The organism is Ramlibacter alkalitolerans, assembly GCF_016722765.1.
Taxonomy (GTDB): Bacteria; Pseudomonadota; Gammaproteobacteria; order Burkholderiales; family Burkholderiaceae_C; genus Ramlibacter; species Ramlibacter alkalitolerans.
In genome coordinates this window covers 23,960-42,909 of sequence record NZ_JAEQND010000004.1, presented here as the reverse complement: position 1 = coordinate 42,909, position 18,950 = coordinate 23,960, and the positions used below count along the sequence as shown (strand labels likewise).

17 protein-coding genes are annotated in these 18,950 nt (G+C 68.7%); 9 read left to right on the top strand and 8 right to left on the bottom strand.

The window, feature by feature from the left end:
- Window positions 1–137 precede the first annotated feature (137 nt).
- Complete coding sequence (prpR, locus tag JI746_RS07680) at window positions 138–2,117, top strand: propionate catabolism operon regulatory protein PrpR (protein ID WP_201688234.1); 1,980 nt, start codon at window positions 138–140, stop codon at window positions 2,115–2,117.
- Window positions 2,118–2,128: 11 nt separating this feature from the next.
- Here the strand turns inward: prpR and JI746_RS07675 are convergent, their stop codons facing one another.
- The 4 genes from JI746_RS07675 to hisD are packed head-to-tail and all read right to left on the bottom strand — an operon-like array spanning window position 2,129 to window position 6,208.
- Window positions 2,129–3,091 (bottom strand): 3-hydroxyacyl-CoA dehydrogenase, encoded by a 963-nt coding sequence (locus tag JI746_RS07675; RefSeq protein ID WP_201688233.1) that lies wholly within the window; start codon window positions 3,089–3,091, stop codon window positions 2,129–2,131.
- Complete coding sequence (locus JI746_RS07670; protein WP_201688232.1) at window positions 3,088–4,113, bottom strand: LacI family DNA-binding transcriptional regulator; 1,026 nt, start codon at window positions 4,111–4,113, stop codon at window positions 3,088–3,090. The genes JI746_RS07675 and JI746_RS07670 overlap by 4 nt, the downstream gene beginning before the upstream one ends.
- Window positions 4,110–4,883, bottom strand: a complete 774-nt coding sequence (locus tag JI746_RS07665) for an SDR family NAD(P)-dependent oxidoreductase (protein WP_201688231.1) — start codon at window positions 4,881–4,883, stop codon at window positions 4,110–4,112. The genes JI746_RS07670 and JI746_RS07665 overlap by 4 nt, the downstream gene beginning before the upstream one ends.
- Window positions 4,884–4,885: 2 nt before the next feature.
- Window positions 4,886–6,208, bottom strand: a complete 1,323-nt coding sequence (gene hisD / locus JI746_RS07660) for a histidinol dehydrogenase (RefSeq protein WP_201688230.1) — start codon at window positions 6,206–6,208, stop codon at window positions 4,886–4,888.
- 236 nt (window positions 6,209–6,444) lie between these two features.
- On the opposite strand from hisD, the gene JI746_RS07655 reads away from it, so the two are divergent.
- A complete protein-coding gene (locus JI746_RS07655) occupies window positions 6,445–7,107 on the top strand; it encodes a DsbA family protein (protein ID WP_201688229.1) in 663 nt (220 codons plus the stop codon).
- 258 nt (window positions 7,108–7,365) lie between these two features.
- Window positions 7,366–7,626 carry a hypothetical protein gene (locus JI746_RS07650; protein WP_201688228.1) on the top strand — a complete coding sequence of 87 codons (261 nt, stop codon included), beginning with the start codon at window positions 7,366–7,368 and terminating at the stop codon, window positions 7,624–7,626.
- A gap of 13 nt (window positions 7,627–7,639) precedes the next feature.
- Here the strand turns inward: JI746_RS07650 and JI746_RS07645 are convergent, their stop codons facing one another.
- On the bottom strand, window positions 7,640–8,014 hold the full coding sequence (locus tag JI746_RS07645) for a hypothetical protein (RefSeq protein WP_201688227.1): 375 nt from the start codon (window positions 8,012–8,014) through the stop codon (window positions 7,640–7,642).
- A gap of 328 nt (window positions 8,015–8,342) precedes the next feature.
- Here JI746_RS07645 and JI746_RS07640 point away from each other — a divergent pair, with 328 nt between their 5' ends.
- Window positions 8,343–9,872: a MerR family transcriptional regulator gene (locus JI746_RS07640; RefSeq protein WP_201688226.1), complete on the top strand. Its 1,530-nt coding sequence runs from the start codon at window positions 8,343–8,345 to the stop codon at window positions 9,870–9,872.
- Between the two features lie 32 nt (window positions 9,873–9,904).
- Entirely contained in the window at window positions 9,905–10,285 is a 381-nt protein-coding gene (locus JI746_RS07635) for a hypothetical protein (protein WP_201688225.1), read from the top strand.
- Here JI746_RS07635 and JI746_RS07630 read toward each other — a convergent pair.
- Both JI746_RS07630 and JI746_RS07625 read right to left on the bottom strand, forming a co-directional pair.
- A complete protein-coding gene (locus JI746_RS07630) occupies window positions 10,255–11,214 on the bottom strand; it encodes an SPFH domain-containing protein (RefSeq protein ID WP_201688224.1) in 960 nt (319 codons plus the stop codon). The two genes, JI746_RS07635 and JI746_RS07630, sit on opposite strands and share 31 nt — an antisense overlap.
- A gap of 17 nt (window positions 11,215–11,231) precedes the next feature.
- Window positions 11,232–11,657, bottom strand: a complete 426-nt coding sequence (locus tag JI746_RS07625) for an NfeD family protein (RefSeq protein WP_201688223.1) — start codon at window positions 11,655–11,657, stop codon at window positions 11,232–11,234.
- A 116-nt stretch (window positions 11,658–11,773) separates the two neighbouring features.
- On the opposite strand from JI746_RS07625, the gene JI746_RS07620 reads away from it, so the two are divergent.
- Window positions 11,774–14,047 (top strand): arginine/lysine/ornithine decarboxylase, encoded by a 2,274-nt coding sequence (locus JI746_RS07620; RefSeq protein WP_201688222.1) that lies wholly within the window; start codon window positions 11,774–11,776, stop codon window positions 14,045–14,047.
- 102 nt (window positions 14,048–14,149) lie between these two features.
- Here the strand turns inward: JI746_RS07620 and fabI are convergent, their stop codons facing one another.
- Window positions 14,150–14,944 (bottom strand): enoyl-ACP reductase FabI, encoded by a 795-nt coding sequence (gene fabI, locus JI746_RS07615; protein WP_201688221.1) that lies wholly within the window; start codon window positions 14,942–14,944, stop codon window positions 14,150–14,152.
- A 37-nt stretch (window positions 14,945–14,981) separates the two neighbouring features.
- Between fabI and JI746_RS07610 the strand changes: the two genes are divergently transcribed.
- The 3 genes from JI746_RS07610 to JI746_RS07600 all read left to right on the top strand — a co-directional run bounded on the left by JI746_RS07610 (window position 14,982) and on the right by JI746_RS07600 (window position 18,938).
- Window positions 14,982–16,796, top strand: coding sequence for an extracellular solute-binding protein (locus JI746_RS07610; protein WP_201688220.1), 1,815 nt, complete (start codon window positions 14,982–14,984; stop codon window positions 16,794–16,796).
- Complete coding sequence (locus JI746_RS07605; protein ID WP_201688219.1) at window positions 16,796–17,830, top strand: microcin C ABC transporter permease YejB; 1,035 nt, start codon at window positions 16,796–16,798, stop codon at window positions 17,828–17,830. Before JI746_RS07610 ends, JI746_RS07605 begins: the two co-directional genes overlap by 1 nt.
- A 76-nt stretch (window positions 17,831–17,906) precedes the next feature.
- Window positions 17,907–18,938: an ABC transporter permease gene (locus JI746_RS07600; RefSeq protein ID WP_236599687.1), complete on the top strand. Its 1,032-nt coding sequence runs from the start codon at window positions 17,907–17,909 to the stop codon at window positions 18,936–18,938.
- Window positions 18,939–18,950: the final 12 nt, after the last annotated feature.

The window sequence follows — 18,950 nt, the reverse complement described above, 5'->3', positions numbered from 1 at the left end:
CCTCTGTTTCGCAGAACCCGTGCCAGCCCCTTGCAACGCGCAAGTGCTTGATTCTTATGGAAGCTCGTGTTGCATCGGTGTTGCGGTGTTGCAGATCCGTGCAACAATCGCGTTGCGCTCTGCAACATTGCTGGAACATGACCTCCGACGTCTTTGCGGCCCCGCCCCGTCTGCCGCGCCTCTGCTTCCTCGGCTACCGCCACCTGCGGGAGTTTTCCGCGCCCGTCATCGAGCAGTACCGCGACCGGGCCGAGATCGAGCTGGTCGACGGCACCGTGAGCCAGACGGTGGCGCTGGCGCGGCAGCGGGTCGAACAGGGCCTGGTGGATGCGTTCATCAGCGCCGGCGCCAACGCCGGCCTGCTGCGCCGGCAGGTCCGCGCGCCCGTGGCCACCATCCAGCTCGCCGGGCTGGACATCCTGCAGGCCCTGATCACCGCGCGCCGCAGCTCACGCCGGGTGGGCGTGGTGGTCTACGGCCAGACCCTTCCCGACCTGGAGGCGGTGAAAAACCTGCTGCGCCTCGAGATCGCCCAGTACGCCTACCAGACGCCCGACGATGCCCGCCGCAGCGTGGAGGCGCTGCGGGCGGAGGGGTTCTCGGTGATCGTGGGCTCCAGCATCGTCGTGGAGATGGCGGAGGCCGCGGGCCTGTGCGGCCTGCTGGCCTACTCGCAGGCCAGCATCCGCCAGGGCTTCGAGGACGCCATCGAGCTGGCCCGCGTGGCGCGCATGGAGGCCGAGCGCCACGCCCAGCTCGGCGCGGTGCTGCATACGCTGGACGACGCGGTGCTGGCCGTCGACCGCAGCCACCACGTGATCGCGATGAACCCGCCCATGCAACGCATCCTCGGCGCGGATACGGGCAGCCTGCTGGGACGCGAGCTCTCGGCGCTGCAGCCGGAGCTGTCGCTGCGCGAGACCCTGACCAGCGGCGTGTCGGAGGGCGGCGTCGTCCTGCACATAGGCCGGCGCAACTGGGTGGCCCGGCGCGCCCCGGTGCGGGTGCGCGGCGAGGTGGTGGGCGCCGCGCTCACCCTGTACGACGCCCGCTCCATCCACGAAGCCGACACCCGTCTGCGCATGCAGCAGCGCCGCCAGCAGGCCGCCGCGCGCCACAGCTTCGACGACCTGGAGGGGCAGAGCCCGGCGCTGCTGCGCGCGGTGGCCAGCGCCCGGCGCTTCGCCCGCACCGACCTCACCATCCTCATCGCCGGCGAGAGCGGCACCGGCAAGGAGCTCTTCGCGCAGGCGATCCACAACGAGGGCACCCGGGCCAACCGGCCTTTCGTCGCCGTCAACTGCGCCGCCTTCCCGGAGAGCCTGCTGGAGAGCGAACTCTTCGGCTACGAAGAGGGCGCCTTCACCGGCGCCCGGCGCGGCGGCAAGCGCGGCCTGTTCGAGGCGGCGCACACCGGCACCCTGTTCCTCGACGAGATCGGCGACATGCCGACCTCGCTGCAGACCCGGCTGCTGCGGGTGCTGCAGGAACGCGAGGTGCTGCGGGTGGGCAGCGCCGAACCGGTGCCGGTGGACGTGCGCGTGATCGCGGCCACCCACCAGCCGCTGGCGGAGATGGTGGCGCAGGGCCGCTTCCGGCAGGACCTGTACTTCCGCATCAACACCCTGCGGCTGTCCCTGCCGCCGCTGCGGGAGCGGGCCGGCGACGTTGCCCTGATGGCCGAACGCCGGGTGCAGCGCTGCCTGGCGCGCCTGGGTTCCGCCGACTCCACGCCAGCCGCGCTGCGGCAACTGATGCCGCGCCTGCAGGCCTACGACTGGCCCGGCAACGTGCGCGAGCTGGAGAACATCTGCGAACGGCTGGCCGTGTTCCTGCTGCAGTTCGGCCCCGGCGAGGCTATCGACTGGAGCGGCCTGGTGCAGGACTGCCCCGAGCTGTTCGGCGCGACCGCTCCGATGCCGCGCGCGTCGGCGCCCGTGCCGCTGCCCCCGATCGCGATCCTGCCCGAGCTGCCGGCCGCGGCCGCCGACATGCGCCCCTCGCTGGCCCGGCAGGCGCTGCAGCAGCATGGCGGCAACCGGCAGGCCGCGGCGCGCGCGCTGGGCGTCAGCCGCAGCACGCTGTGGCGCTGGCTGCAGCAGGAGCAGGCCGGCTGACGCCGACGGCGTCAGTCGTCCGAAGCCGCGTTGCGGCGTGCCGCGAAGGCCATCAGGCGCTCGTCGCGCCAGGCGCGGCGCGCTTCGAGTTCGTCGCGGCCCAGGCGTTCGCGGCGCTGCGCCTCGACCTCCCGGATCAGGCCCTCGTCCCAGGGCTGCGGATGGCGGCGCGAATCGGCAATGCGCTGGTACAGCGGACCGAGGCGCACCGCGTAGTCGGCCACCCCGCCCGGCGCATTCAGGTCGATGGTCTCGAAGGGGCCCATGAAGGACCAGCGCCAGCCCAGGCCGTCGCGCACCGTCTTGTCGATGTCCTCGCAGCTCGCGACGCCGTCCTGCACCAGGGCCCACGCTTCGCGCAGCAGCACCGCCTGCAGCCGGTTCAGGACGAAGCCCTCGACCTCCTTGCGCACGTGCACCACGGCCTGGCCCACCGCCCGCATCAGGGCATCGGCGAAGGCGACGGTGGCCGGCACGGTTTCCGGCGACGGCACCAGTTCGACCACCGGCACCAGGTATGGCGGATTGACCGGGTGCACGATCAGCACCCGCGCCGAAAGGCCCAGCCCCAGCGCGAACGCCGAGCCGGGGATGCCGGAGGTGGAGCTGCCGACGACCAGGTCCGGGCCGGCGAGGGCGTCCAGGTCGATCATCAACTGGCGCTTCACGTCGACCCGCTCCAGCACCGATTCCTGCACGTAGAACGCGCCCTCGACCGCGTCGGCCAGCGTCGCCGCCGGCGTGATGCGCGCCAGGATGGCCGCCGGATCCTCGGCGACCAGGCCGTGCGCGTGCAGCCTGGCGAGCTGCCCCGCGATCAGCGCAAAGGCCTTGCGGGTGATCTCCGGATCGCGGTCGAACATCTTCACCCGCAGGCCGGCGCGCGCGTACACGATGGCCCAGCCGGAGCCCACCAGCCCGGCGCCCACGATCGCGACCGGACGGCCGCGACTGAGTTCTTCGATTTCCGTCATCTCTCTCGTTTCCTTGTCTGCACCGTCCCGCGTTCGACCAGCGCGCAGGGGACGGTCACGCTGCGGGCCATCACCTCGCCGTGGATCTGCTCGAACAGCAGGTCGCGGGTGGCCTCCACCATCCGGTCCACGTCCTGCTGCACCGTGGTCAGCGCGAACGAGGGCCACGCGGCCTGCGGCACGTTGTCGAAGCCGACGACCGAGACGTCCTGCGGCACGCTCAGGCCGAGCTCGCTGCGCAGCGTCTCCAGCGCCGCGATGGCCATGTGGTCGTTGGCGGCAAAGAGCGCGTCGGGCCGGTCGGCCGGATCGCGGAACAAGGCGAGCACGGCCTCCCGGGCCACGGCGAAGTCGTAGCGGCCGACGGCCCGCGCATGCAGCCCCATGCCGGCCTCGGCCAGCGCATCGCGCAGGCCCGCCTCGCGGTCCAGGCTGGTCGAGGCGTTCTCCAGGCCGGCGAGCCAGGCGACGCGCCGGTGCCCGGTGCGCACCAGCATCTCGCCCACCAGCCGGCCGCCCTCGCGGTTCTGCGAGGTGACCGAGCTGGTGGCGAAGCCGCCCAGGGTGCCGAGCTGCGCCACCCGGTTGAACAGCACCACCGGGATGCCGGCTTCGGCGCAGTCCTGCGCCAGCCCGGACGACAGCGTGGTGGAAGCCATCACGATGCCGTCCACCTGGTACTGGAGGATGTCGGCCAGGACGGCGTCGGCCTCGGCGGTTTCGCAGATGAACAGCAGCACGTGGTAGCCATTGCGCTGCAGGGCCTGCGACAGGCGCTCGATCACCAGCGGATAGAACTGGTTCTCGAGGTAGCTCATGACGAGACCCACGATGCGGCTGCGGCGCGTGATGAGCGTGCGGGCGATCGCATTGGGGCGGTAGCCGAGCTCGCGGGCGGCCGCCAGGATGCGTTCGCGCGTGGCCGGCGCCACGCTGGCGCCGGCCGTGAAGGCGCGGCTCACCGCCGACTGCGACACGCCCGCCAGCCGCGCCACGTCGTGCGCCGTGGGGTTGGCTTTCATGCCGCCGTCCAGCCCCCATCGAGCATCAGGGCGCTGCCGGTCATGAGGCTGGAGGCCTCGCTGGCCAGGAACACGATGGGCCCCATCACCTCGTCGACCCGGCCGATGCGGCCCAGCGCGATCCTGCCGACGACGAAGTCGCGGAAGGCGGGGTCGGCGAACATGGGCGCCGTGAAGGCGGTCTCGATGAAGGTCGGGCAGACCGTGTTGACCCGGATGCGGGCCGGCCCCAGTTCCCAGGCCAGCGCCTTGGTCATGCCTTCCACCGCGTGCTTGCTGGCGCAGTACAGCGTGCGGCGCGGGCTGCCCACGTGGCCCATCTGCGAGCTGACGTTGATGATGGAGCCGCCCTCGCCGGCCGCCACCATGCGGCGCGCCACCGTCCGCGTGACGTAGAAGGTGGCCTTCACGTTGAGGTCGAACACCGCATCGATGTCCTCGTCGGGCGTGTCGGCCAGCGGCTTGGGCCGGTTCATGCCAGCGTTGTTGACGAGGATGTGGAAGGCGGGCCGCGCCGCGAGGGCGGCGGAAACCGCCTTCGAATCGGTGACGTCGAGAACGAGGGCATCGGCGTGGCCGCCCTGGGCCCGGATCGCTTCGCAGGCCGACGCCAGTTCCCCGGCCGAGCGCGCCGCCAGGGTGACGGCGGCGCCCGCCTGGGCCAGCGCCGTGGCCGCGGCCAGTCCCAGCCCGCGGCTGGCGCCGGTGACCAGGGCCCGCTTGCCGTCCACCCGGAAACCCGGGAAGGAGGGCAGGGGCTGCGTGCCCATGCTCACGGCTCCAGCGCCGGCACGGGCTGGTACCAGGGCACTTCAGCGCGGGTGCCGTAGCGGCGCACGCGGATGTTGGCCTGTTCGCCGTGCCCGGCGAAGTTCTCCATGTGGCACAGGCGCGAGCAGTACTCGCCGATCAGGGCGCTGGCTTCGTCGGTCTCCACCCGCTGGAAGGTGCAGGTCTTGAGGAACTTGCCGACCCACAGGCCGCCCGTGTAGCGTGCCGCCTTGTTGGTGGGCAGGGTGTGGTTGGTGCCGATCACCTTGTCGCCGAAGGCCACGTTGGTGCGCGGGCCGATGAAGAGCGCGCCGTAGTTGGTCATGTTGGCCAGGAAGAAGTCCGCATCGCGCGTCATCACCTGGACGTGCTCGGAGGCGAGTTCGTCCGCCTTCTGCAGCATTTCCTCGCGGGTGTCGCAGACGATCACCTCGCCGAAATCGGCCCAGCTCTGCGCCGCGATGGCCGCGGTGGGCAGCATTTTCAGCTGGCGCTCGATCTCCGCCATCGTGGCGTGGGCCAGGGCCTCGCTGTCGGTCAGCAGCACCGAGGGCGAGGTGGGGCCGTGTTCGGCCTGGCCCAGCAGGTCCACGGCCACCAGTTCGCCATCCACGGAGTCGTCGGCGATCACCAGCGTTTCGGTGGGGCCGGCGAACAGGTCGATGCCGACGCGGCCGAACAGCTGGCGCTTGGCTTCGGCGACGAACATGTTGCCGGGTCCGACCAGCATGTCGACCGGCTTCAGCAGCGAAGTGCCGACGGCCATCGCGACCACGGCCTGCACGCCGCCCAGCACCAGGATCTCGTCGGCGCCCGCCAGGTGCATGGCCGTGACGATGGCCGGATGCGGTGCGCCCTGGAACGGCGGCGCGGTGGCGACGATGCGCTTCACGCCGGCGACCTTGGCCGTGAGGGCGCTCATGTGCGCCGAGGCGATCATGGGGTACTTGCCCCCGGGCACGTAGCAGCCCACCGCGTTCACCGGGATGTGGCGGTGGCCCAGGAACACGCCCGGGCGCGTCTCCACTTCCACGTCGCGCATGGAGTCGCGCTGCACCTGCGCGAAGTTGCGGATCTGCGCCTGGGCGAAGCGGATGTCCTCCAGTTCGCGCGCCGTCAGGCTCTTCATGGCCTGCTCGATCTGCGCCTGAGACAGCCGGAAGTCCGCCGGGTCCCAGTGGTCGAACTTGCGGCTGTACTCGCGCACCGCCTCATCGCCGCGCTGCTCGATGTCGCGGATGATGCCCTCGACGGTGGCGCGCACCTTGGCGTCGTCTGCACTTCGGGCCTGCACGTCGCGGCCTCGCTTGAGGTATCTGATCATGTCCTTGGTCTTCGCTGAGGTATGTTTGCATTCGTATGCAAGCCCTCAGTGTCTCCGTCTTGCATTCGTATGCAACTCCGTGTTTACCCTATGGCGGTGCGGGGGACCCTTTGCTCCAGCGAAGTTCCTGAAACGCCCCCTCGCGGGGCGTTTTTCAAGGCCGCGATCAGCGATCCGGGTCCCGTTGACGTCCATCAAGCGCGAGCGGCGGCGGCCTGCCTACGCTGACAAGCACCATGAAACGTAGAACTTTGTTCATTTCGGGCGCAGTGGCGCTCGGTGCTGTCGCCGCCGGTGCATGGCAGTTCGGCGGGAATTCCAGCGCAACCGACGCGGCCGCTGCGCAGCTCCGGCGCGAAGCCCTCGTGCGCATGCACTCACCGGCGCTGGGGCGTGCCGAGGCGCCGGTCCAGCTCGTGGAGTTCTTCGATCCCGCGTGTGAAACGTGCGCGCAGTTCTACCCGCTGGTGAAGAAGATGGCTGCGGCGCATCGCGAGGAGATCCGCCTCGTGCTGCGCTATGCGCCCTTCCACCCGGGGTCGGACCAGGTCGTGAAGGCGCTGGAGGCCAGCCGCCGGCAAGGCAAGTTCTGGCAGGCCCTGGAGGCCTTGCTGGAGTCGCAGCCGCAGTGGGTCATCCAGCATCGCGCCCAGCCTGACCTGATCTGGCAGCCGCTCGCGCGCGCGGGTCTCGACGTGGAGCGGCTCAAGGTCGACATGCAATCGCCCGAAGTTGCCCGGATCGTGGCGCAGGACGTTGCCGACTCGAACACGCTCAACGTGTCGGCCACGCCGGAGTACTTCGTGAACGGCCGGCCGCTCCCGTCGTTCGGATACGACCAGCTGCGCACCTTGGTCGACGAGGAACTGGCGATCGCGGAGCGCCGGAAGGCGGGTTGAACGCAAGTCCTTCCGGCGGTCGACGGCCGCACGGGGGAGGCAGGCGCATTCCCGCGCCGGGGGGAGCACGGCTGATCTTGCGCAGGCCGTACACTCCAGAGCGACTGGCGGCGGTCTCCCGCGTCTAGAGACACGCCCCTCCGCCAGCCGAAACGAAAGCCCGCCACCGGCGGGTTTTTTTTGAGCGTCTGGGCCGAGAATGTCGGCCGTTGTCGTGTTGAATGCCAAACGCCCGCGCACCCGGGGCTCACCGACTGCATGAAGAACATCGAAATCGTCAGCAGCACGGACTCGGCCGAGCATGAGCTGTTCGCCGCGACGGAGGAAGAATTCGCTGTCTTCTTCCGCCCCGGCGAGAACATCGCGTTCCTGGAGCGGTTGGCGCAGCACGTCTCCAAGGTGCAGCTCTACGCCACGCTCTCGCGGGTGCTGGCGCGGCCGGTGGGGCGCGCGCCTGGCATCGCCGCCCACGGCATCCTCTTCTACGAGCAGGAACTGGGCGAACGGGAGCCCTTGTGAGCCGTGCTCCCCGCTAGGCGCCGCCGACGTTCCACCCCGAAATCGCCAGCACCACGAAGCCGACCACCGCCAGGCCGGCATGTCCGAGCATGAGGCCGATGGGCAGCTCGCGCCTTTCCCAGTGGTAACGCAGGTTCAGCACCAGGCCTCCGAGCACCGCGAGCAGCAGCAGCACGAGCCCGCCCCAGGCCCCCCCGGGCAGGCCGCTGGTCAGGCCGGCGTACAGGATCAAGGTCAGGCCCGAGGCCGCGAGCAGGCCGTGCACCATGGCGAGGAAGCTGGGCGGGTGAGGGCGCCCGCTGAAGCGCATGCCGGCCATGAGCAAGCCACCCACTGCAGTGACGGCCAGCAGGACGATCGCGGTGCGAAGCATGGTCTGCGTATCCATAGTGCTCTCCTGGTTCTGCGTCCACAGATGCCGTGAAGGCCGGTCGCGTTCCGATGGCCTCGCGCCGGCGGGTCATTCTGGCCTCCATCTCATTGTCTAAGTGTACCTAGACAGAAGCCTCCTGACTTAGACACTTACTCTCAGAAAGTGCGCCACGTAGACAGATCGCCTCTTCGACTCCGGTGCATGTCTGCTCAGTAAAAGCCACGGCCGAGCGGTCATTTCATGGAGCACCCGTCGCTCCCGGGCAACCTGTGTCCAAAACATGTTTGACTAACTGTTGATCTATGTCTACAGTTGTGTCTGAACAGTCCAGGAGCAATGTGTCTTGCTGACCAGCAAGGAAATCATCGAGAGCACCGGCATTTCGCGGGCCACTCTCAACAACTACATCGCCAGCGGCCTCATCGCGAAGCCGCGGGTGCTGCCGCCCGGCCCGGAGGATGGGGCCGCGCCGCGCATCGGCTACTTCCCGGACGACACCCTGGAACGGATCGAGGCGGTCCAGCGTCTCAAGCGCGAAGGCTGGAGCATCACCCGCATCGCGGAGCACTTTGCCGCGGGCGGCGAGACCCGCGCGCCCGCTGCCGCGACACCCGCTGCGGCCGCCGAAGCGGGTGAGCGGGATCGCGTCGACGCAGCCGCCATGCCAGCGCCCTCGACCACGCCAACGCCGCCGGCCCCCGCTTTCGTCGGGTCCCTGGCCGGCGCGGCCCTCGCGCTCACCCCGGCCCATGCCTCCCACCCGGCCTACCTGGTGAACGAGGGCTTCGGCCTGGTCTGGGCCAACCAGCCGGCGGCCACCTCGCCGATCTCCCCGATCGCAGGCCGGCCCGCCTCGGGCAGCGTGTTCGAGCACCTGCTGCACGTGGAGCCGGCGAGCGGGCGCGACGCGCTCGTGCGCTTCCACCTCGAAGCCGCGCGCGCGCGCGGCCTGGAGATTGCCCACTTGCTGGCCGGGCTCGCCGCGGAGGCCCGCGAATCCCTGCAGGCGATGGCACGCGAACTGCCGCCGCCACCGGCCCTGGCGCTGGTCGCGCAGCTCCTGCTGCCCGCGACGCAGGCCATGCCGGCGCGCTGGATCCACGCCGTGCATTTCCAGCAAGGCGTTCTGTTCGCGCTCGGGGAGGCCGCCTCGCAGGCACCCGTGTTGCCGCCCGCAGCGGCGCCGGCCAGCGCGCCCGCGCTCACGCCGGTGGCCGTGCTCGTCGCCGTGCTGCAGGACGCGGCGGACCTGTGGGTGCGCCTGAGCGCCGAGGAGTACTTCGAGCTCCTGAACGAAGTCGGCGCCGGGCTCGACGCGATCTTCCGCAGCCATCAGGGCCGCCGCGGCCTGCCGGGAGGACAGGCGCTCGCCTGCTACTTCCTGCCGCAGCCCCGGGGCAGCTACCTGTGGAACGCCCTCGCGGCCGCGCACCAGGCACGCGAGGCGATGCGGCGGGTCAGCCAGCGCTGGCGCGTGCGCAAGGGCTGGGACCTGGAGTTGCGCATCAACATCGGCATCGACGAGGGCCAGGACTGGCTGGGCACCCTCGGCCTGCCGGGGCAATCGGACCTGCGCGTGCTCGGCGACGCCGCCGACCGTGCCACGCACCTTTCACGCTGCAGCCGCATGGGCGCCATCCTGCTCACACGCAACCTCGTGGGCAGGCTCACCCGCGACGAGCGCCAGCAATTGACCTATGGGGTGCGTCGCCCGGAGGGCACGCCCGGCGACGCACCCCTTCTTTTCACCTTTGCGCGGCTGGCCGACCTGGCCGGCCCCGGTGCGGCGCCGGCCGCGGTGGCCGACCTGGCCGTGGCCGAACTCCTGGCGCTGCACGCAACTGCAACCCTGTCCCCCGGCGGTTCCCGCTGAAGAACATAAAAGAGAGAGAGAAGGAAGTCCCCATGCGTTGGTTGAACACGAAGGAGCTGAGGAGCACCATTTCCGCCCTCTTCGCGGTGAGCACCGCGCCGCCGAGCGCTCAGGAGCAGGCCGACAAGCTGGAAGTGATCCGCCGCAAGATGCTGGCCCTGGCCGCTCTCACCAGCAGCCCGCGCTCCGAAGCGCTGGCCCGGCGGATCCGCTATGCGGTCAGCGTGGAGTCGCTCTGGTTCTCACGCGGCGAGCTGATGGGGCAGCTGGCCAAGATCGACGGCGAAGCCGCGGCCCGCGAGAGGGTCGATGCGCTCGGCAAGCTGTTCCAGGAACTGCTGCCGCGCGGCCTGCACGCGCGCACCAGCCCGCTGGACGGAAGCTACCGGTCCAGCCGGCCGGCCGAGGATTGAGCCGCGCCGGGGACGCCCGGTGACCGCGTCCCGGCCACCATCTTCATCGCCGATGCGATGAGGCCGGAGACCTCGCTCATGTTGGCGGGAATGACCAGCGTGGTGTTCGAATCCTCCGCCACCTTGCCGAAGGCGTCGACCGCGCGTTCGGCGACCTTGAGCTGCACCGCCTGCTCGCCGCCCGGTTCGCGGATCGCCGCCGCCACCTTGCGGATCGCGTCCGCCGTCGCATCCGCTACCGCCACGATGGCTGCCGCCTCGCCCTGGGCCTTGTTGATCTCGGCCTGTTTCGCTCCCTCCGAGCGCGCGATGAAGGCTTCCCGCTCCCCGGTGGCGATGTTGATCTGCTCCTGGCGCCGGCCTTCGGAAGCGGCGATCAGCGCGCGCTTCTCGCGCTCCGCCGTGATCTGCGCCTGCATGGCATGCAGGATTTCCTTGGGCGGCGTCAGGTCCTTGATCTCGTAGCGCAGCACCTTCACGCCCCAGGTCAGCGCGGCCTCGTCGATGGCCTGCACCACCTGCGAGTTGATGATGTCGCGTTCCTCGAAGGTCTTGTCCAGTTCGAGCCGGCCGATCACGCTGCGCAGCGTGGTCTGGGCCAGCTGGGTGATGGCCACGATGTAGTTGGACGAGCCGTAGCTGGCCCGCATCGGGTCGGTCACCTGGAAGTACAGGATGCCGTCGACCTGCAGTTGCGTGTTGTCGCGCGTGATGCAGATCTGGCTGGGCACGTCCAGCGGGATCTCCTTGAGCCCGTGCTTGTAGGCGACGCGGTCGACGAAGGGCACCAGGAAATTCAGCCCCGGCGAAAGCGTCGCGTGGTACTTGCCCAGGCGCTCCACCACCCAGGCGTTCTGCTGCGGGACCACCTTGATCGCGCGCACCACGAAGATGACGGCGATCACGAACAGGACGAGTGCAACGGTCATTCTTGTTTTCCTTGTCTTCAGGTCTTTTCCACCACCAGCCGGCTGCCGACCACCTCGCGCACGCGGTAGGTGCCCGGCCCCTGCGACGTGCCGCCCAGGGGCACGACCGTCCAGTTCGCCCCGCGGTAGCGGACGGTGGCGGTGTGGTCCGGGCCCCAGTGCTCCACCTGGACCTCCTCGCCGACGTCGAGGTTCACGTTCGGGTTGGCCTGGGCCGGCGCTTCCGCCGCCTGCCGGCCGCGCTTGAGGTGCCAGGCCGCGACCGCGCCGCCGCCCACCAGCGCCGCCACCACCAGCTGGATCGTGCGGTCGGCGCCGGAGGACGCCGCGAGCGCGCCGGCGGCCGCGCCGATGGCCAGCATCAACAGGTAGAAGGTCCCCGTCAGGAGTTCGACAGCCACCGCCGCGCCGGCGAGCAGCCACCAGAGTGTGGAGTCAGCCATAAGCCCCCTTTGTGCGCATTGTGGCCAATTCCCCCTCCGTCCGACACGGGGGGCGCTGCGGATTTCATACACTTCGCCCCTTCCTTCGCCCTTTTTCGCCCGCGCGACGCCCCTTCATGAAGTTCCGCTTCCCCATCGTCATCATCGACGAAGACTACCGGTCCGAGAACACCTCCGGCCTGGGCATCCGCGCGCTCGCAGAGGCGATCGTCTCCGAAGGCTTCGAGGTGCTGGGCGTCACGAGCTACGGCGACCTGTCGCAGTTCGCGCAGCAGCAAAGCCGTGCCAGCGCCTTCATCCTGTCGATCGACGACGAGGAGTTCTCGCCGGGGCCGGACCTCGATCCGGCCGTCCTGAACCTGAGCAACTTCATCTCGGAGGTGCGGCGCAAGAACCCCGACGTGCCGATCTACGTCTATGGCGAGACCAAGACCTCGCAGCACCTGCCCAACGCCATCCTGCGCGAGCTGCACGGCTTCATCCACATGTACGAGGACACGCCGGAGTTCATGGCGCGCCACATCATCCGCGAAGCCAAGTCCTACCTCGAAGGGATCCAGCCGCCGTTCTTCAAGGCGCTGCTCGATTACGCGGAGGACGGCTCGTATTCATGGCACTGCCCGGGCCATTCGGGCGGCGTCGCCTTCCTCAAGAGCCCGGTGGGCCAGATGTTCCACCAGTTCTTCGGCGAGAACATGCTGCGCGCCGACGTCTGCAACGCGGTGGACGAACTGGGGCAACTGCTCGATCACACCGGCCCGGTGGCGGCCTCGGAGCGCAACGCGGCGCGCATCTTCAACGCCGACCACTGCTTCTTCGTCACCAACGGCACCAGCACCTCCAACAAGATGGTGTGGCACCACGAGGTGGCGCCCGGCGACGTGGTGCTGGTGGACCGCAACTGCCACAAGTCGATCCTGCACTCGATCATCATGACCGGGGCGATCCCCGTGTTCCTGCGGCCGACGCGCAACCACTTCGGCATCATCGGCCCGATCCCCCAGAGCGAGTTCACGCCGGAAGCCATCAAGGCGAAGATCCGCGCCCACCCGCTGTTGAAGGGCGTCGATGCGGAGACGGTCAAGCCGCGCATCCTGACGCTCACGCAGTCCACCTACGACGGCATCCTGTACAACACGGAGACCATCAAGGCCATGCTCGATGGCTACGTGGAGGCGCTGCACTTCGACGAGGCCTGGCTGCCGCACGCCGCCTTCCACCCGTTCTACGGCACCTTCCATGCCATGGGCAAGAAGCGCAACCGGCCGCAGACCTCGCTGGTGTATTCGACCCAGTCGATCCACAAGCTGCTGGCCGGCATCAGCCAGGCCAGCCACGTGCTGGTGCAGGACGCGCAGGAGAACAAGCTCGACCGGCACCTGTTCAACGAGTCCTTCCTGATGCACACGTCGACCAGCCCGCAGTACGCGATCATCGCCAGCTGCGACGTGGCGGCGGCGATGATGGAGCCGCCGGGCGGCACCGCGCTGGTGGAGGAGTCGATCGCCGAGGCGCTGGACTTCCGCCGCGCCATGCGCAAGGTGGAACAGGAGTACGGCAGCAAGGACTGGTGGTTCAAGGTCTGGGGGCCCGACAAGCTGGTCGAGTCCGGCGTCGGCCGCGCCGACGACTGGATCATCAAGGGCGAGGCGAGGGCGGCCAAGTGGCACGGCTTCGGCAACCTGGCCGAAGGCTTCAACATGCTGGACCCGATCAAGGCCACGGTGGTCACGCCGGGCCTGGACCTGAACGGCAAGTTCGCCAAGACCGGCATCCCGGCCTCGATCGTCACCAAGTTCCTGGCGGAGCACGGCGTGATCGTGGAGAAGACCGGCCTCTACAGCTTCTTCATCCTGTTCACCATCGGCATCACCAAGGGCCGCTGGAACACGCTGCTGTCGGCGCTGCAGCAGTTCAAGGACGACTACGCCAAGAACCAGCCGATGTGGCGCATCCTGCCGGAGTTCTGCCAGCAGTTCCCGCGCTACGAGCGCATGGGCCTGGCCGACCTGTGCCAGTACGTGCACGAGATGTACGCCAAGTACGACATCGCGCGCCTGTCGACCGACATCTACCTGTCCGACCTGCAGCCGGTGATGAAGCCCAGCGAGGCCTTCGCGTACATCGCCCACCGCAAGACCGAGCGGGTGGAGATCGACGACCTGGAAGGCCGCATCACGACCAGCCTGGTGACGCCGTATCCCCCCGGCATCCCGCTGTTGATCCCCGGCGAGGTCTTCAACCGCAAGATCGTGGACTACCTGAAGTTCGCGCGGGCCTTCAACGCGGAGTGCCCAGGCTTCGAGACCGACATCCACGGGCTCGTGGCCGAAGTGGATGACGCGGGCAAGTTGCGGTACTACGCGGACTGCGTGAAGAACGGGGACTGAGCCCCGTCATCATCGGATCTGGATCCCCGCCTGCGCGGGGACGACGGATCTGGATCCCCGCCTGCGCGGGGACGCCGCCTTGCGCGTCCGCGCAGCGGACGGCTACGGCGTCGGCTGGTCTTCGACGCCGATGGCCACCTGCGAGAAGCCGCCGTCGACGTAGGTGATCTCGGCGGTCATGCCGCTGGCCAGGTCGCTCAGGAGGAAGGCGGCCACATTGCCGACGTCCTCGATCGTCACGTTGCGGCGCAGGGGCGCGGCGCTGGCGACGATGCTGAGCAGCTTGCCGAAGTCCTTGATGCCGCTGGCCGCCAGCGTCTTGATCGGCCCGGCGCTGAGGCCGTTGACGCGGATGCCCTTGGGGCCCAGCGAACCCGCCAGGTAGCGCACCGACGCCTCCAGCGAGGCCTTGGCCAGCCCCATGGTGTTGTAGTGCGGCACGATGCTCACCGCGCCCAGGTAGGTCAGCGTCAGCAGCGCGGCCTTGGGGTTCAGGTAGGGCAGCGCAGCCTTGGCCATGGCCGGGAAGCTGTAGGCGCTGATGTCCTGCGCCGTCCGGAAGGCCTCGCGCGAGAGGCCGTCGAGGAAGTCGCCGGAGATCGACTCGCGCGGGGCGAAGCCGATGCTGTGGACGAAGCCGTCGAAGGTCGGCCAGGTGGCCGAGAGGTCCTTGAACAGCTTGTCGATCTGGGCGTCGTCGCCGACGTCGCACTCGAACACCAGCGTGGAATCGAACTCGGCCGCGAATTCCGTGATGCGGTCCTTGAACCGCTCGCCGACATAGCTGAAGGCCAGCTCCGCGCCCTGGTCGCGGCAGGCGCGGGCAATGCCGTAGGCGATCGAACGGTTCGACAGCACGCCGGTGATCAACAATTTCTTGCCTGTGAGGAAGCCCATGGGTCTCTCGTTTGAAAATTCTCGGCAGAATTGTCGCATGCAAGGTTTGCCGATATTGCTGGCCCTGGCGTTCAGCCCGGCGGCCTGGGCCGCCCATGGCTATGCGCTGTGGGGGGACCTGAAGTACCCGCCGAATTTCCCCAACTTCGCGTACGTGAATCCCCAGGCCCCCAAGGGCGGCGAATTGCGGCTGGTCAGCAACCTGCGCTACTCGACCTTCGACAAGTACAACCCGTTCACGATCAAGGGCTCGCCGCCGGCCTACCTGCCGGGGCTGATGTTCGACACGCTGCTCTCCGGCGCCCAGGACGAGATCGGCTCCGGCTACGGCCTGCTGGCCGAAGACGTGGAGGTCACGCCCGACGGCCTGGCCGCCACCTTCCGCCTGCGCAAGGAAGCCCGCTTCCACAACGGCGACCCGGTGCTCGCCGCCGACGTGAAGTACACCTTCGACACGCTGCTGGGCCCCTACACCTCGCCCGCCTACAAGACGACCCTGGACGACCTGGCCGGCCTCGACGTGATCGACGACCGCACGGTGCGTTTCCGCTTCAAGCGCAAGAACCGCGAGATGCCCCTCACCGTGGGCGGCATGCCGATCTTCAGCCGCAAGTGGGGGATGGTGGACGGCAAGCCCAAGCGCTTCGACGAGGTGGTGATGGACATCCCCATCGGCAGCGGGCCGTACCGGATCGGGCCGGTGAACTTCGGACGCGACATCACCTACGTGCGCGACCCGAACTACTGGGGCCGCGAACTGAACGTGCGGCGCGGCACCTCGAACTTCGACCGCATCACCGTCAAGATCTACAAGGACAACACGGCGCGCCTGGAGGCCCTGAAGGCCGGCGAGTTCGACCTGATGCGCTTCTTCTCCGCCGGCGACTGGGCGCGGCGCGTGAACGGCCGGCGCTTCAAGACCGGCGAGCTGGTGAAGGCGGAGTTCCGCCACCAGCTGCCGTCCGGCTTCCAGAGCTACGTGCTCAATATCCGCATCCCGAAGCTGCAGGATGCGCGGGTGCGCCAGGCGCTGGACCTCGCGGTGGACTTCGAGTACATGAACCGGCAGCTGTTCTACAACTCCTACCAGCGGGTGCAGGGCCTGTTCGGCAACACCGAGTGCAAGTCCACCGGGACACCGTCGCCCGAGGAACTGGCGCTGCTCACGCCGTGGCGCGGCCAGGTGCCCGACGCGGTGTTCGGCCCGGCCTACCAGGCGCCGCGCACCGATCCTCCGCATTCGCTGCGCGACAACCTGCGCCAGGCCCGCGAACTGCTCAAGCAGGCCGGCTGGGAAGTGCGCGACGGGGCGCTGCGCAATGCCAAGGGCGAGCCGCTGGTGCTGGAATACCTGGACAGCCAGGAGGGCGGCGCCCGCACGGTCACGCCCTGGATGCGCAACCTGGAAAAGCTCGGGATCACGCTGAACTTCCGCACCGTGGACTTCGCGCTGTACCAGCAGCGTTTCCAGAAGAAGGAGTTCGAGATCATCTCGCTCGCCTATCCCGGCACGGCGACCCCAGGGCAGGACTACGTCGACCTGTTCGGCAGCAAGTCCGCCGACATCGAGGATTCGGGTAACCTCACGGGCATCAAGAGCCCCGCCGTCGACGACCTCCTGCGCAAGATGACCAGCGCCGAAACCAAGGCGCAGATGCTGCCGGCGTGCCGCGCGCTGGAGCGCGTGATCATGCAGTCGCACATCCTCATCCCGCAGTGGACGGCGCCCACCCACCGCATCGTCTACAACGCCTGGCGGCTGCAGCCCACGGCCACCATGCCGCCGTATTCGCAGGGCGAGGGCTGGGCCATCGACACCTGGTGGGCCAAGCCGCAGCAGGCGAACCTGTAATGGCCTCCTACATCCTCAAGCGCCTGCTCCTCATGCTGCCGACGCTGCTGGGCGTGCTGCTGGTGACCTTCATCGTCACGCAGTTCGTGCCCGGCGGCCCGGTCGAACAGTACCTCGCCGAGGCGCGGGCGAATAACGCCGGTGGCGCCGGCGAGGGCGGCGGCAGCTTCAGCTACCGGGGCGGCCAGGGCGTGGACCCCAAGCGCATCGAGCAGATCAAGAAGCTGTACGGCTTCGACAAGCCGGCGCACGAGCGCTTCTTCCAGATGCTGGGGCAGTACGCCCGCTTTGACCTCGGCAAGAGCTTCTTCCAGAACCGGGACGTGGGCGAGTTGATCCGCGACAAGCTGCCGGTCTCCATCAGCCTGGGCCTGTGGACCTTCTTCATCAGCTACCTCATCGCCGTCCCGCTGGGCGTGGCCAAGGCGGTGCGGGCGGGCTCGCGCTTCGACCTGGTGACCACGCTGATCGTGCTGATCGGCTATGCGATCCCGGGCTTCGTGCTCGGGGTGGCGCTGCTGGTGATCTTCGGCGGCCAGCTCGGATGGTTCCCGCTGCGGGGCCTGACCTCCGGCAACTGGGAGGAACTGAGCTGGGGCGCGCGCATCGTCGACTACCTCTGGCACATCACGTTGCCGGTCACGGCGATGGTGGTCGGCAGCTTCGCCGTGACCACGATGCTCACGAAGAACTCCTTCCTGGAGGAGATCCGCAAGCAGTACGTGCTGACGGCGCGGGCCAAGGGCCTCGACGAGAGCCGCGTGCTGTGGAAGCACGTGTTCCGCAACGCCTTGATGCCGATCATCGCCGGCTTCCCCGCCGCTTTCCTGGGGGCCTTCTTCACCGGCTCGCTGCTGATCGAGACCCTGTTCTCGCTCGACGGCTTGGGGCTCCTGAGCTACGAGAGCGTGATCCGCCGCGACTACCCGGTCGTGCTGGGCACGCTGTACCTGTTCACGGTGCTGGGGCTGCTGACCAAGCTCCTGAGCGACCTGATGTACGTCTGGGTGGATCCGCGTGTCAAGTTCGACTAGTCCCCAGCTGCTGGCGGACCCCACGGCGGCGGGCCAGACGGCCGGCGCCGGTTCGGCCAACCCCACGCCGCCGGCGCTGTGGGTGCACGTCTCGCCGGCGCGCAGGGCGTGGCGGCGTTTCCGCAAGAACAAGCTGGGCTTCGTCAGCCTGGTCCTGTTCCTCACGCTCGTGATCCTCAGCCTGTTCGCCGAAGTGCTGTCGAACGACCGGCCGCTGGTGGTGCGCTACAACGGCCAGTACTACTTCCCGCTGGTGCACAGCTATCCCGAAACCACCTTCGGCGGCGACTTCCTCACCGAGACCGACTACCTCGACCCCTTCATCGGCCAGCAGCTCACCAAGGGCGACAACTTCGCCATCTACCCGCCGAACCCGTACGGCCCCAAGACGCTGAACTACTTCGCCAAGGAGCCGAATCCGTCGAAGCCCACGCGCGACAACCTGCTGGGCACCGACGACCGGGGGCGCGACATGCTGGCCCAGCTGATCTACGGCTTTCGCCTCAGCGTGCTGTTCGGACTGGCGCTGACCTTCATCGGCGTGATCCTGGGCGTGATCACCGGCGCCATCCAGGGCTTCTTCGCCGGCAAGACGGACCTGGCGTTCCAGCGCTTCATCGAGATCTGGGAGTCGATGCCGGAGCTGTACCTGCTGATCATCTTCAGTGCGATCTTCTCGCCCAGCGTCGCGCTGCTGCTGATCCTGCTGTCGCTGTTCGGCTGGACCGGCCTGTCGCAGTACGTGCGGGCCGAATTCCTGCGCAACCGGCAGATGGACTACGTGCGCGCCGCCAAGGCGCTGGGGGTGGGCAACGGCCGCATCATGGCCAAGCACATCCTGCCGAACAGCATGACGCCCGTCATCACCTTCCTGCCGTTCCGCATGAGTGCCGCCATCCTGGCGCTGACCTCGCTCGACTTCCTGGGTCTGGGCGTGCCGCCGGGAACGCCGTCGCTGGGCGAGCTCCTGAGCCAGGGCAAGAACAACATCGACGCCTGGTGGATCTCCCTGTCCACCTTCGCCGTGCTGGTGATCACTCTGCTGCTGCTCACGTTCATGGGCGACGCGCTGCGCGATGCCCTGGACCCGCGGAAGGCGGATACATGACCAGCGCGGCCT

Coding starts and splice junctions, on each gene's coding strand:
- prpR (WP_201688234.1), top strand. CDS start 138: ATGACCTCCGACGTCTTTGCGGCCCCGCCCCGTCTGCCGCGCCTCTGC.
- JI746_RS07675 (WP_201688233.1), bottom strand. CDS start 3,091: ATGACGGAAATCGAAGAACTCAGTCGCGGCCGTCCGGTCGCGATCGTG.
- JI746_RS07670 (WP_201688232.1), bottom strand. CDS start 4,113: ATGAAAGCCAACCCCACGGCGCACGACGTGGCGCGGCTGGCGGGCGTG.
- JI746_RS07665 (WP_201688231.1), bottom strand. CDS start 4,883: ATGGGCACGCAGCCCCTGCCCTCCTTCCCGGGTTTCCGGGTGGACGGC.
- hisD (WP_201688230.1), bottom strand. CDS start 6,208: ATGATCAGATACCTCAAGCGAGGCCGCGACGTGCAGGCCCGAAGTGCA.
- JI746_RS07655 (WP_201688229.1), top strand. CDS start 6,445: ATGAAACGTAGAACTTTGTTCATTTCGGGCGCAGTGGCGCTCGGTGCT.
- JI746_RS07650 (WP_201688228.1), top strand. CDS start 7,366: ATGAAGAACATCGAAATCGTCAGCAGCACGGACTCGGCCGAGCATGAG.
- JI746_RS07645 (WP_201688227.1), bottom strand. CDS start 8,014: ATGGATACGCAGACCATGCTTCGCACCGCGATCGTCCTGCTGGCCGTC.
- JI746_RS07635 (WP_201688225.1), top strand. CDS start 9,905: ATGCGTTGGTTGAACACGAAGGAGCTGAGGAGCACCATTTCCGCCCTC.
- JI746_RS07630 (WP_201688224.1), bottom strand. CDS start 11,214: ATGACCGTTGCACTCGTCCTGTTCGTGATCGCCGTCATCTTCGTGGTG.
- JI746_RS07625 (WP_201688223.1), bottom strand. CDS start 11,657: ATGGCTGACTCCACACTCTGGTGGCTGCTCGCCGGCGCGGCGGTGGCT.
- JI746_RS07620 (WP_201688222.1), top strand. CDS start 11,774: ATGAAGTTCCGCTTCCCCATCGTCATCATCGACGAAGACTACCGGTCC.
- fabI (WP_201688221.1), bottom strand. CDS start 14,944: ATGGGCTTCCTCACAGGCAAGAAATTGTTGATCACCGGCGTGCTGTCG.
- JI746_RS07610 (WP_201688220.1), top strand. CDS start 14,982: ATGCAAGGTTTGCCGATATTGCTGGCCCTGGCGTTCAGCCCGGCGGCC.
- JI746_RS07605 (WP_201688219.1), top strand. CDS start 16,796: ATGGCCTCCTACATCCTCAAGCGCCTGCTCCTCATGCTGCCGACGCTG.